The 13,644-nt window shown below is 47.0% G+C and carries 11 protein-coding genes; 8 read left to right on the top strand and 3 right to left on the bottom strand.

All coding sequences use genetic code 11. The annotated features are described in order from the left end of the window. On the top strand, positions 1–622 hold a 622-nt coding region (locus tag ABDZ72_RS06560), incomplete at its 5' end, for a sensor histidine kinase (protein WP_343751917.1). After that, positions 615–1,250, top strand: coding sequence for a PepSY domain-containing protein (locus ABDZ72_RS06555; protein ID WP_343751916.1), 636 nt, complete (start codon positions 615–617; stop codon positions 1,248–1,250). The genes ABDZ72_RS06560 and ABDZ72_RS06555, both read left to right, overlap by 8 nt. Before the next feature lie 114 nt (positions 1,251–1,364). Here the strand turns inward: ABDZ72_RS06555 and ABDZ72_RS06550 are convergent, their stop codons facing one another. Next, on the bottom strand, positions 1,365–2,585 hold the full coding sequence (locus ABDZ72_RS06550) for a hemolysin family protein (protein WP_343751914.1): 1,221 nt from the start codon (positions 2,583–2,585) through the stop codon (positions 1,365–1,367). A gap of 113 nt (positions 2,586–2,698) precedes the next feature. Further along, positions 2,699–3,496 carry a superoxide dismutase gene (locus ABDZ72_RS06545; protein ID WP_425542359.1) on the bottom strand — a complete coding sequence of 266 codons (798 nt, stop codon included), beginning with the start codon at positions 3,494–3,496 and terminating at the stop codon, positions 2,699–2,701. 734 nt (positions 3,497–4,230) lie between these two features. Here ABDZ72_RS06545 and ABDZ72_RS06540 point away from each other — a divergent pair. The 6 genes from ABDZ72_RS06540 to ABDZ72_RS06515 all read left to right on the top strand — a co-directional run bounded on the left by ABDZ72_RS06540 (position 4,231) and on the right by ABDZ72_RS06515 (position 12,169). Next, complete coding sequence (locus ABDZ72_RS06540) at positions 4,231–5,775, top strand: solute symporter family protein (RefSeq protein WP_343751912.1); 1,545 nt, start codon at positions 4,231–4,233, stop codon at positions 5,773–5,775. Then, the gene (locus ABDZ72_RS06535) at positions 5,775–7,565 is read left to right on the top strand and encodes a LytS/YhcK type 5TM receptor domain-containing protein (RefSeq protein ID WP_343751982.1); all 1,791 of its coding nucleotides are present in this window, start codon (positions 5,775–5,777) and stop codon (positions 7,563–7,565) included. The genes ABDZ72_RS06540 and ABDZ72_RS06535 overlap by 1 nt, the downstream gene beginning before the upstream one ends. Next, positions 7,531–8,292, top strand: a complete 762-nt coding sequence (locus tag ABDZ72_RS06530; RefSeq protein WP_343751911.1) for a LytR/AlgR family response regulator transcription factor — start codon at positions 7,531–7,533, stop codon at positions 8,290–8,292. Before ABDZ72_RS06535 ends, ABDZ72_RS06530 begins: the two co-directional genes overlap by 35 nt. 191 nt (positions 8,293–8,483) lie before the next feature. Beyond that, positions 8,484–10,205, top strand: coding sequence for an acetate--CoA ligase (acsA, locus tag ABDZ72_RS06525; protein WP_343751910.1), 1,722 nt, complete (start codon positions 8,484–8,486; stop codon positions 10,203–10,205). 84 nt (positions 10,206–10,289) lie between these two features. Beyond that, positions 10,290–10,631, top strand: coding sequence for a DUF485 domain-containing protein (locus ABDZ72_RS06520; protein WP_343751908.1), 342 nt, complete (start codon positions 10,290–10,292; stop codon positions 10,629–10,631). Continuing rightward, a complete protein-coding gene (locus tag ABDZ72_RS06515) occupies positions 10,628–12,169 on the top strand; it encodes a solute symporter family protein (protein ID WP_343751907.1) in 1,542 nt (513 codons plus the stop codon). The genes ABDZ72_RS06520 and ABDZ72_RS06515 overlap by 4 nt, the downstream gene beginning before the upstream one ends. 115 nt (positions 12,170–12,284) lie before the next feature. Here the strand turns inward: ABDZ72_RS06515 and ABDZ72_RS06510 are convergent, their stop codons facing one another. After that, positions 12,285–13,523 carry a CynX/NimT family MFS transporter gene (locus tag ABDZ72_RS06510; protein WP_343751906.1) on the bottom strand — a complete coding sequence of 413 codons (1,239 nt, stop codon included), beginning with the start codon at positions 13,521–13,523 and terminating at the stop codon, positions 12,285–12,287. Positions 13,524–13,644 lie beyond the last annotated feature (121 nt).

Here is a 13,644-nt window from a genome sequence, read left to right as displayed (position 1 = left end):
CAGTTATTCTAGTGTGCTGGGCCGCTGGGGAAAAAATGACCCTGAGGTCCGTGATGAAGCAATTGAAGCTATTCATTCTGAAACGAAACGAATGCAGCATTTGGTAGAACAGCTGCTAGACTTAGCCCGGCACGATCAGCAGAGTGCCCTGAACTTAGAACGTCAAAACATTACCCAATTAAGTAGAGAAGCCGTTCAGCGCATGAAGCATGTAACAAAAGATGACATAACGCTGACCGGACCGGAGCTAACGATGCAAATTGACGCAGAAAAGTGGCAGCAGCTGCTGTTTATTCTGCTCGATAACGCGATTAAATATGGCGATGAACCGATTCATCTGACATTAACCACAGATGACAACGGAATCGTGTTTACTGTGGCAGACAATGGACCTGGCATCGATCCGGAAGAACGAGAGCAAGTCTTTGACCGTTTCTTTCGAATTGATAAGGCACGAAGCCGTAACAAAGGCGGGACGGGGCTTGGCTTATCACTGGCATTTCAAATCGTTCAGGCGCACGGTGGAACCATTGAAATTGAAGGTAATGAGCCGCGTGGCACCCAATTTATTGTTTGTTTGCCTGGTGACGTAACAGAGAGGAGGCAGTCAGAAGATGATTAAGCGAATAAGTTTGCTATTGGCGGCTTGCGTTCTTTTGATTGTCTGCCTCGTTTACTTTTGGCCATTTCAATCAGACACCCTTTCAATGCAAGCAGCAAGTGAACGGGCGCAAACATTGTACGGCGGAACCATTGAAGATGCTACAGAGGAAAACGGGGATTATATGGTCCGGCTGCGAAAAAACGAACGAACCTATCAAGTTCAAATCGATGATGCGGATGGATCCATCTTAAGCATGAATGCCATCGAGCAAGGTGAACGGTCGGATTCAAAGAACGAACAAAAAAACGATGGATCTAATGAAAAGAAACAACAAGAAAATGACCAACAGGATAACAACAAAAAGAAGCACGATGGCGACAAACCGGATAACAGCGAAACGAATCAGGAATCTCCGGACGTAAATCCCGGAGATAAAAACGATGGCCTGATTACAGCAGTGGAAGCGAGTGACATTGTATTAAAACATGTTGACGGTGAAGCGAAAAAGTCCGGCGTTGAAGCCCAGCTTGATGAAGATGATGATCGCTACATTTACGACGTCGAAATCGAACTGACAAACGGAGGAGAAGCAGAAGCTGAAGTCGATGCTGTTACTGGTAAAGTGCTGTATTTTTATGCGGAATAAGTGTTTTAAAAAAAGTAATCCTTCCCAATTGTTGTACGTAATCAGCAGTCTCCGAGAAAATATAGGGTGAGCATCCATTCTAATGCAAGTCACTCTTTTCATAGACCGGTGTGTTTACTTCACAATCTGCACTTTTCTAATCATCCGTCCTTCCACGACCAGCACTTTAAATGTTAAATCGTTTCGCTCGAGTACGTGCCCTTCTTCCGGAAAGTCATTTATTTCTTTTAACAAATAGCCGGCGAGAACATCTTCTTCTTCCGGAATTTCCGTGCCGAAGATGGAATTCAGCCGGTGCAGTGTTATTTTGCCATCACAGATGATTTCGGTGTCGGTGACTTTCTCAATCGTTGTATCGTTAGCCACGTCCATTTCATCTTCAATTTCCAGACCAATCATCGCTTCAATCACATCTTCGTGGGTCAATATTCCTTCCGTACCACCGTACTCGTCCAGTATGATGGCCATATGCTTTTTCTGTTTCGTCATTTTGCGGAATACCCATTCCGTCGGCTGGAATTCATACACCATCAAGGGATCCATATAGCAGAACGCCTCAAGTGGTTGGTCCGGATCTTCTCCCCATGACAACAAATACTTGGAATGAAAAACGGCGATAATGTCATCGATATCTTCCCGATAAACCGGATAACGTGTATACGGATTTTGAATGACGACGTCGCGCACCTCCGTAAACGAGGCTGTAATGGGCAGAGCGGTGATATCAACCCTTGGTGTCTGGAGGACATCTTTTATATCCAGATTGTAAAAGTCGAGCACCCCTTTAATACGATGGGATTCCGCCTGATCAAACGTTCCTTCCGAGTCGGCAATATCCACCATGGCGCGCAGATCATCTTTGGATACCGATTCATCCGAGGGCTGTCCCTTTGCCAAGGCGTTCGTAATCGCGTCAGTCATCCCATTAAGAATAATGGTTACCGGTTTAAAAATAAGGACAAAAAACCGGATGACCGGATAAATGACAAGGGAGATTTTATCCGGAAATGCCGCTGCAATCGATTTGGGAAGCACCTCGGAAAAGACAAGAATGGTTACGGTCAGAATAGCCGAGGCTAGTCCTACCTGAAAATTGTATTGAATCGCCAGCGTCGTCACGAGCGTCGGTAACATAATGTTAGCTATGTTATTGCCGATCAATATCGTTGTAATAAACTCGTTGGGTTTGGAAATGAAGTCCAATAGCTTTTCAGCCTTCTTATGATTATTTTTGGCCATTGTCTGGAGTTTCATCTTGTTGATGGCCGTCAGGGCGGTTTCACTGCCAGAAAAGAATAATGATGCAAATAATAATAGAATGATGGCAAGAAGCACTCTTCAGACGCCTCCTTATAATTGTATGTAGCTTTATTTTTCACAAATGGCCGTGTTTTAAACCTTAAAGAAAGGCTGACCAGTAATGCTACTGCCCAGCCTGCGACACCGCTTTAAAATGGCGTCCATTGTACGTTTTGCGCTACTTCCAGCCGCTTGTTGACATCGTCCCAGTTAACGACGTTCCACCATGCGTCAATGTAGTCTTTGCGTTTCGTTTGGTACTGTAAGTAATAGGCATGTTCCCACACATCCAGTACTAATAATGGAATCATATCCTGCTGGGACAGGTTTTGATGTTTTTCAGCCTGCAATATTTCAGTCCGGTGTGATCGTGGTGACCACACGAGCATTGCCCAGCCGACCGCTTGCACCTTTTCCGCTGCGTTGGAGAAGTGTTCCTTGAATTTCTCCCAACCTCCAAAGGTACGATTGATTTCTTGTTTGATTCGGCCGCTTGGTTTACCGCCGCCATTCGGGGACATATTATACCAGAAAATTGTGTGCAAATAGTGGCCGGCACCATTAAAGGCGGCTTCGTCTTCCCAATGCCGGATCAGGGAGAAGTCACCACGTTTTCTTGCCTTCTCCATTTCTTTTTCGGCTTTATTAAGGCCTTCCACATAACCTTTGTGGTGCTTGTCGTGATGCAGCCGCATGATTTCCTCACTGATATGTGGTTCCAATGCATTATAAGCGTATGGCAGTGGTGGAAGTTTATGCTTACCAATCGGAACGGTCCAGGACGATTGCCAGCCGTCATTGGTCTCATCATTCGATTCTTTCCGATCATCACCTACATTGTTGCTCGCTTCTTCCGTTTGTTCAGTTATCGTGTTATTGTTCGCCATTTCCACGTGTTCGGTGGTCACATCGTCACTTGTCGCTGTTTCTGTCTGTTCGGTTGCCATATCATCCGTCACCATATCTGTTCGGTAGTCTTCCGTATCATCAACCGGTATTTTCGGTGGCCCGGATTCCGTGTTATTGTCCGCTGTCTCTTCCTCTTGTATATCAGCATTCGGAAGCTCTTGTACAAAGGATGCGACCTGTTCTCTTAACGATTCAGCCTTGTTCTGCAGAGAGTAGACATGATCATCAACATCCACCTCCCCGGCATCATCCCCATCAATCTGGGCACGGGAATCATGAATGTCTCCCCGCAGTTGGCTAAACCGATTCAGCCAGTTATCAATGTCTGCCTCCCCTTCCTCAGTGACATTGTCCCGATACTTTAAATGAGTTATTGATTCTTCACATTGTTCTGCCCAATTGTTTAATTCCTGCAGCCAATAAATTTCTTGTGTCGGTAGCATAGGCCTATTCCTCCTTCAGATCATAAATCACTGCATGATAGCCTATGCCCACGCACCGACTTTCGTAACCCGTATACCTGAAAAGCAGTTGCATACAGGTTTATACAGGGAAACCTCCGTTGTCTCCATCATTTCCACAATAATCTTCAATACTGTCCAACTCCATGATTTCTTGCAAGCGATGACGTCTATTAAATTACCCATTTTATAGGTTGGAAAAACAACCCATGTTCCTTCTTTACGAGCACCGCGAAATAAGGTAGGATTAGTTATAAAATTATTTTTAATTTTATAATATTAAATGACTGTCGTATAAAGAGGGTGACGATGTGAACCTTACCTATTTTCTGTTCTTTCTGTGCATTATCGTCTGTACGCTGATTATTACGTATTGGGCAGCGAAACAGAGCAGGACGACGAATCAATTTTATGTGGCAGCAGGCAGCCTGACTGGCATTCAGAATGGGATGGCCATTGCGGGGGATTACATAAGTGCGGCGTCCTTTTTAGGGATCATCGGTACTATCGCCATCAATGGTTTTGATGGGTTTTTATATGCGATCGGCTTTCTAGTGTCTTATTTAATTGTTCTGTTTTTCATGGCGGAGCCTGTTCATCATTTAGGCACTTACTCCCTTGGTGATGTGATCTGTTCCCGGTTTCCGACCCTACGTATGCGGTGGCTGATGGCGATCAGTGCCCTGCTCATTTCAATCCTTTATATGATACCGCAACTGGTGGCAGCAGGGCTTTTGATTCAGTTGTTGCTTGATATTCATTATACAACATCGGTTCTCGTTATTGGCAGTCTCATGACGATTTACGTTGTATTTGGCGGTATGTTTGCAACGTCGTGGGTGCAAATTGTCAAAACGGTCGTGCTCATGGCTGGAACATTTCTACTCGCCTTGATCGTGTTGGCACGCTTTGGCTGGGACATTGCGGAATTGACCGAACAGGTAAAAGCAGGCACACCACTGGGCGAACAATTCTTCCAGCCGGGCAATCTATACGATAAGCCGCTCGAAAGCCTGTCGCTCCATTTGGCTCTGATTCTCGGAACGGCAGGATTGCCGCATATTCTGATACGTCTGTTCACTGTCCGCAATGCCCACGAAGTACGACAATCGCTTCTGACGGCCAGCTGGATCATTGGTGCCTTTTACATTATCGCCCTCATACTGGGATTTGGCGCTGTTGCTCTGATCGGCCATCATATATTGGTCGACGCTGATCCGACCGGAAACTTGGCCGCCCCGTTGCTCGCGAAGGAGTTGGGTGGTGACTTTCTGATGGCGTTCATTGCAGCGATTGCGTTTACGACCATTGTCGCTGTCGTGTCCGGCTTGGTGATTTCAGCCACGACCGCTTTTTCACACGATGTGTACCATCATATCATTAAAAAGGGACAAACGACGGAGAAGAAACAATTGCGCGCCGCACAATGGACTGCATTTGTTGTGGGGTTTATTTCTACGTTGTTTGCACTCGGATTGCAGCATATCAATGTAACATTTCTCGTGTCGCTGACGTTCATCGTTGCAGCATCGAGCAATCTCCCCGTTCTGTTGTTCACCATTTACTGGAAGCGGTTTAATGAGATGGGAGCCTTAATCGGAATGATCTCCGGATTGGTTGCTTCTCTGACACTACTTATACTCGGACCGAACATTATGAATCCGGATGGAGGCTGGATTCCAAGAAGGCCGCTTTTTCCCATGGCGAACCCGGGTATTATTGCTATTCCCATTGGGTTTTTAGGCGCTTTCATAGGATCAATGCTAAAAAAACACCATGACGAAAGCACCCAATCGTTCCGGCGAGTGTATATTAAAGCGCATACAGGGATTGACACGAAGGAGGGCTCCTCTTGATGCACCTGACGATGATTCTGTCGGAGCGACTCGGTTTATTGCTTGTGCTTGCGTTTGTTCTGACACGTATCCCCGGATTCCGTTCCTTGCTTGACCAGGAATACAGTAAAAAAATGACGCTGGTCCATATCGTTATGTTTGGCCTATTCGGGATAGCCGGTACGTTTACAGGACTGATTCTGGAAGACGGGGCGATTACGGAACAGTTTTTCGTCTGGACCGCCGGTGAGGATGAAATGGTTGTCAGTTCCAGTCTTGTTGCTATTGTGATCGCCGGGCTGTTGGGCGGCCCTGTTGTCGGGCTTGGAGCAGGCGTCATAGCAGGAGGGCATCTTTTCTTTCTTGGTGGCATAGGCTTTATCGCAAACAGTCTTGTCAACCCTGTCACCGGATTTCTTGCTGGATGGACAGGTCGCTTTTTTTCCAATGAACGGGTGATTTCTCCGTTAAAGGCTTTATTCATCGGCGTGTTTCCACCGATCCTGCACATGCATATGCTGCTGATTGCCAAACCAGGGTCCGATACTATGATCAATATGGTAAACATAATTGGCATGCCGCTCGTACTGTCGAACAGCATCGCCATCGCCATTTTCACCGCCGTAATCAGCATTGCTCTGCGTGAACAGGAAAATGAGGCAGCTCTATCGGCTAAAAAGGCTTTTACAATTGTAGAGGAGACACTGCCGTTTTTAAAAATGGGCTCCTCCCGGGAGATGGCTTATGGAATCGCCCGATTGCTTTATGACCGGTTGACGTTGGCTGCGGTATCAGTGACCGATGAAAGCGAAATTTTGGCACACGTCGGAATGGGGGACGACCACCATCAGCCGTCCAACCCGATCATTACACCGCTTTCCCGTGAAGCTATTGCCTCCGGACAGATGCAAATAGCCTACTCGCGCTCGGAGATTCAATGCCCGCACGCGAAATGCCCGTTTGAGTCCGCCATCATCATTCCCATTATCGATGCTAATGCATCATCGGGGCTGATTAAATTTTACTTCCGTAAAGCACAGCACGTCCGTCCGGTTGAAATTATGCTTGCACAGGGGTTAGGTCAATTGATTTCCAATCAGTTGCATACCATCGCCGCGGATAACCTTAGATCACACATACGTGATGCCGAGCTGCGCAACCTTCAAGCTCAAATCAATCCGCACTTTTTATTCAATACGCTTCATATGATTGCGGCACTGTTCCGGAAAGACCCTGAAAAAGCACGGAAAATCACGGTCAATCTGGCTCACTACATGCGATTTAACATACGTCTAGCAGCATCATCGCTTGTTCATCTGGAAAAAGAGATCGAACACGTTGAAGCGTATATAATGATCATCCAGACGCGGTTTGCCAATCGATTGCACATTTACTTGACAAAAGCGAACAAAGGGGATCAAGCCTTGATTCCTCCATCTACTATTCAGCCGCTGGTGGAAAACAGCATTAAACACGGCCTGCAAAATGTGACAGACGACGGTGAGGTGCATGTGACCATGGACAGCACCACAAACGGCATCCGGATAGCAGTTCAGGATAATGGGGCCGGTTTTGATAAACGTCTATTGACGAGCGATGGCATGGTGCAGGTGGACGATCACCACCAAAGCGGGGCTGGCATTGCCAATGTAAATCAGCGCCTTATCAATCTGTTAGGAAATTCGGCGCGCCTGCACATTCGCAATTTGCCAGAACACGGCAGCGAAGTAACATTTACGGTTCCGTATTATAACGAAACAAAAGGAGGCGGTGCATATGAAACGCATTCGCGTCATGATCGCAGAAGATGAAGAGCTGGCGCGCGAAGAACTGATTTATTTGTTGCACGAGGAGCCTGATATCACTATTTGTCCCAGTGCGACAACCGGAGATCAGTTAATCGACTTATTCAGCACTCATAAACCCGATGTTGTTTTTCTGGATGTACAAATGCCGGAAATGACCGGCGTTGAGGCAGCCAAACAAATGACAGAGCTCAACGGTCATCACCCACCGTTGTTTGTTTTTACAACGGCCTTTGATACGTATGCAGTGGATGCTTTTGACATTGAAGCTGTTGACTATTTATTGAAACCTTATGATGATAACCGGTTTGAACAAGCGATGAAACGGGTTCGAAAACAATTGCCACAAAGCGATGCGGCACAACCAATTGTCTCCGCATCATCCCAGCAGCCAACCCCATCGTCCAAATTGTTGATTGATGATGGGGAGCGTATGGTTGTTCTGTCGCCCGATTCCATCTATTATGCTGTTCCATCCAAACGGATGCTGGAAATCCATACGAATGATGAAATAATAGAAAGTCGGATGACCCTGCAGGAATTGGAAGACAAACTGCAAGACCACCCCTTTTTCCGGACCCACCGGAGTTATCTCGTCAACTTGAATCATGTCCGAGAGATCACACCATGGTTCAATGGTGCCTACAACGTAACGTTGAAAGATAAAGACAACACAACACTACCTGTCAGCCGTTCAGCAAGAAAGATTTTATTGGAAACATTTAAGTATTAACCACTCGCCACATTATTTTGACGATTCAAACAAAAAAGTGAGCAATTGATACACATTTTAACTCAATCCCGCCATTAATCTACTATACTATGACGTAAGCGCTTTCAGTAACCATGGAGGTGATCCCCCTTCGATCAGGCTTAAGAGTCGTTAAATACAGGTCATTTTAATCAAAGTAAGGAGGAATAACCGTGAATCAAACCCTTGCACCGGTAACGTCCGGCGCTAATATGCCGGATTATCATGATGCATGTTCCCATTTTGCATGGGCGGATGTTGAAAAGGCGTTTTCCTGGCATGAAACTGGAAAAGTCAATATGGCCTATGAAGCGATTGACCGTCATACCGAAACATGGCGAAGGAATAAAGTCGCCCTGTATTATAGCGATCAGGAGCGAGATGAAGCCTATACATTCCAGGACATGACATTCCTTTCCAATCGGTTTGGCAATGTGTTGCGCAATATAGGCACGGAAAAAGGCGACCGTGTGTTTTTGTTTATGCCTCGATCACCGGAACTCTATATCAGTATGATGGGCATTTTTAAAATCGGTGCCATAGCAGGCCCATTGTTTGAAGCGTTTATGGAACAAGCTGTGCGTGACCGGCTTGAAAATAGCGAGGCCTCTGTGCTGATTACAACACCGTCGTTGCTTGATCGTGTCCCTTATAACGAACTGCCGCATTTGGAAAATATTATTCTGGTCGGCGAAGGAAAAGCGCCGGAAGATGGCGATGTCCGGTTTTACCGATTTGAAGAGGAGATGGGGAAAGCTTCGCGAGATCTGACCATCGAATGGATGGATCGGGAAGACGGCATGATTCTTCACTATACATCCGGTTCAACCGGCAAGCCAAAAGGCGTCCTGCACGTCCATAACGCCATGATTCAGCAATATCAAACGGCCAAATGGGTGCTGGATTTGAAGGAAGATGACATTTATTGGTGCACCGCTGATCCAGGTTGGGTGACCGGGACATCGTATGGCATTTTCGGACCATGGCTGAACGGCATATCCAACTTGGTCCGAGGAGGCCGCTTCAGTGCCGAGGACTGGTATGGAACCATTGAAAAGTATCGTGTTTCCGTTTGGCTGAGTGCACCAACGGCCTTCCGCAGACTGATGGCAGCCGGTGATGACGTAGTGAAGCAATTTGACCTGAGTTCTCTTCGCCATGCCTTAAGTGTCGGAGAACCGTTGAACGCGGAAGTTGTGCATTGGGGTATGAACATTTATAACCTGCGCATCCATGACCACTGGTGGATGACGGAAACCGGGGGCATCGTTATCGCCAATTATCCGACCATGCCGATGAAGCCCGGTTCAATGGGGCGGCCATTCCCGGGGGTGCAAGCAGCGATTCTGGATGAAGAAGGAAATGAATTGCCGCCGGGACAAATGGGACGCTTGTGCATTAAAGCGGGCTGGCCATCCATGCTGCGCAGCGTCTGGAACAATGACGAACGGTTTCAAAAATACTTCCCTGTTGAAGGCTGGTTCGAATCCGGAGATTTAGCGACAATGGATGAGGATGGCTACTTCTGGTTCGAGGGTCGAGATGATGATGTTATCCAGACGTCCGGCGAACGGGTCGGCCCGTTTGAAGTTGAAAGTAAGCTTGTTGAACATCCTTCTGTTGCTGAAGCCGCTGTTATCGGAAAGCCAGATCCCGTCCGCGGGCAAATTATCAAAGCCTTTGTAGCGCTGAAAACCGGGTATGAGAAAAGCAATGAACTCGAGGAGGAACTGCGTCAATTCGTCAAACAAAAACTTGCCGCCCATGCCGCACCACGGGAAGTAGAAATTCGCGACTTTTTACCCAAAACACGCAGTGGCAAAATTATGCGGCGTGTACTGAAGTCATGGGAGCTTGACCTGCCAACAGGCGATTTGTCCACCATGGAAAAATAAAGCGATTCGTTATCAGTCGGGGATTTTCCTGTGTTGATGGAAAGCCCCCGCTTTTTCCATCCAAACAAACCGAGGAGGGGTTTCATGAGTGATAACGTTGGTTACAACACGCAAACAATTGACTTTGAAAAAGTCGAACAAAGCGGTCAGTTTCAAACGTTAATGCATGACCGAAAGAAGTTTATTATACCGTATACCATCTTTTTTCTTATTTTTTATTTTTTACTGCCGATTTTAACGTCATACACCACCTTTTTGAACACACCGGCGTTTGGTGACATTTCCTGGGTATGGGTGTTTGCATTTGCCCAATTTGTTATGACGTGGGTATTATGCACCATTTATGTAAAAAAAGCATCTTCCTTTGATAAACAGGCAAACGATATTATTGAGAAGCAGATTAAGAATGGAGGGAAGGCATCATGAGCCCGACGGTTATTATTCTTTTTCTGATCATCGTTGCATTGACCCTGGCTATCACATATTGGGCCTCAAGGCAGACACAGACAACAGGCGACTTTTATACAGCCGGCGGCGGTCTGACCGGATTTCAAAACGGCATTGCCATATCCGGTGACTATCTGTCAGCAGCATCGTTCCTCGGTATTGCCGGATCGATAGCACTTTACGGGTTTGATGGATTTTTTTACAGCATCGGTTTTTTGATCGCCTATCTCGTTGTGCTGTTTTTGGTCGCTGAACCACTGCGCAACCTCGGAAAATACACCCTTGCCGATATGATCAATGCCCGCTTTGATGCCAAAAAGGTACGCGGATCGGCAGCATTGAGTACCGTTACGATTTCTTTATTTTATATGATTGCACAGCTTGTCGGGGCAGGCGCACTTATTCAGCTATTGTTTGACATTCCTTATTGGATAGCTGTTCTCATTGTTGGTGTCATGATGACCATTTACGTGCTGTTCGGTGGTATGATCGCCACAAGCTGGGTACAAATCGTGAAAGCGGTTCTATTGATGGCTGGTATGTTTATCATTTCATTTCTTGTCCTTTTGAAGTTTAACTTTAACATCGGGGCCATGTTCACTGAGGTCAAAACAGCCACAAGTCATGGAGCTGATTATTTGAAACCAGGACTGAAATATACACAGCCACTTGACACCATTTCTCTCATGCTGGCGCTTGTCCTGGGGACGGCCGGATTGCCGCATATTCTCATGCGTTTTTTCACGGTTAAAGACGCCCAAACGGCTCGGAGCTCCGTCATAACAGCCACATGGACCATTGGCATTTTTTACGTATTGACGTTATTCCTTGGCTTCGGAGCTGCAGCATTTGTCGGCGAAACTAACATTATGGAAGCCAATCCAGGTGGAAATATGGCCGCACCACTGCTGGCAAGGGCCATCGGTGGCGAGATTCTCTTTGCATTCATATCCGCCGTCGCATTTGCCACTATTCTGGCCGTTGTCGCAGGACTCGTTTTATCTGGTGCTTCTGCCTTTGCCCATGACTTATACGGTCAAATCATTAAAAAAGGGAAAGCATCGGACCAACAACAAATGCTCGCGGCCCGATATGCTGCTTTGGCCGTATCAGTCCTGTCCATCGTCCTGGCTTTGTTTGCACAATATTTGAACGTCGCATTTCTAGTCTCACTGGCCTTCTGTATCGCAGCGAGTGCCAATCTGCCGGTCATCCTTTATACAGTCTACTGGAAAAGGTTTAACACATCCGGTGCCGTTACAGCCATGTTAGTCGGGTTGTTTTCAGCTTTAATTCTTGTGTCCATGAGTCCGAGCGTATTTTCACCGACAGAAGGAGCAGCATTGTTTGTTGGCGAACCCCTATTTCCGCTTTCCAACCCTGCTCTCGTCTCTGTGCCACTTGGATTCCTTGGAGGTTACGTGGGCACGGTACTGTCGAGCAACAAAGCCGACGCCAAACGATACGCCAAAGTTAAAGTGAAAGCCAACACCGGTTTTAAAGAGACAGGGAACTGACGCGTTATCGGAAAAAAGCGACTGCAAGAGCTGCAGTTGCTTTTTTTGCGAGGTGGGGGTGGGCTTCTTGTCCCTGGGGGGGTTGATCCTGTTGTCGCGCGAGTATCGTCCTGAACTATTCGGCGTTTTTTCCACTCATGGTAGCATACTCATCCCCGACTGTCCGATTCCGTCCTGCACCATAGCCGGCAATGGTCATAAGCGCTGACACGATCAAAAGCGTTATTAACGGCAGCTGCCAGCTTTGGGTTATATCGTTCAAATACCCGATTAAAATAGGACCGATGGCAGCTAAAAAATATCCAAGCGCTTGTGCCATTCCGGATAATTCCGCTGCTTGCCGCGCATCACTCGCGCGCATTCCTAAAAAGGCAAGTGCCAGCGGGAATAATCCTCCAGAGGCGATACCTATCAACGTTACGCTTGCATACATGGTAAAACTGGACTGTCCAAGCAGCAAACCAACCGTTCCTATAAAGGCCAGCACACAAATACCAACGGTCAGCATGCTTTGTGACCGGAGTTTACCAGCCATCACCGGCAGCAAAAAACCGACCGGTAAGCCAATAAACTGACTGTATGACAACAGCCATCCGGCCAACTCTTGGCTTGTACCATAGTCCTGTAAAATTTGCGGCAGCCACGCAATAATGACATAATACAAAAAAGCCTGCAAACCGAGAAAAAGGGCCACTTCCCAGGCAAGGCGGGATTTCCACATACGGACGTCACTTGCCGCAACATACTGAACCCGGACTTCATCCGCCGAGCGCCGCTGTTTCACAAAATAGATCCAAATAACAATTCCCGCAATAGTTGGAAGCCCCCAGAAAGCAAGCGACAACTCCCATCCGACACCGGCTATATTAGCGAGCGGAACACTAATTCCTGATGCCAGCGCCGCAACAAGCCCCATCGCTGTTGCGTACACACTCGTCATCAGTGCAACCCGATTCGGAAAACGCTCTTTAATAACCCCTGGCAGCAGCACGTTGGAGACCGCAATCCCTAGCCCAATCAGCAATGTCCCACTGAAAAGAAAAGCAACAAACGGAACAGATCGTATGATAATACCTGCCAAGAGTACAATCATGCTCCATATCAGCACGATTTCATTGGTATACCGCACCCCCAGTTTCGGTGCAACCGGTGACATCACAGCAAACGCCACCAGGGGCAGGCTGGTTAGGATTCCCACGCTCCAATTTGCAAGTCCAAGCTCATCGCCAATAACACCAACGAGCGGGCCAACCGATGTTATCGCCGGGCGCAAATTGAACGCAATCACGACAATCCCCGTAATGAGCAAAAACTGATTGTATCTTTTTAAATAGTCGTATTGATACATGCTCATAAAAAAGTCGCTCCCTTCCCCAATAAAATCTAACCGCTTCCAAAGCAAAGAAACGTCAATCTGTGGGCGTTTTTTTATCCCTCACCTTCCGATACGGAGTAAACACGAAAATATTTAGACT

Source organism: Lentibacillus halophilus, assembly GCF_039522485.1.
In the GTDB taxonomy this organism is placed as follows: Bacteria; Bacillota; Bacilli; order Bacillales; family Amphibacillaceae; genus Lentibacillus; species Lentibacillus halophilus.
The sequence above is the reverse complement of the archived record's forward strand: the minus strand, read 5'-3'. Positions and strand labels throughout refer to the sequence as shown.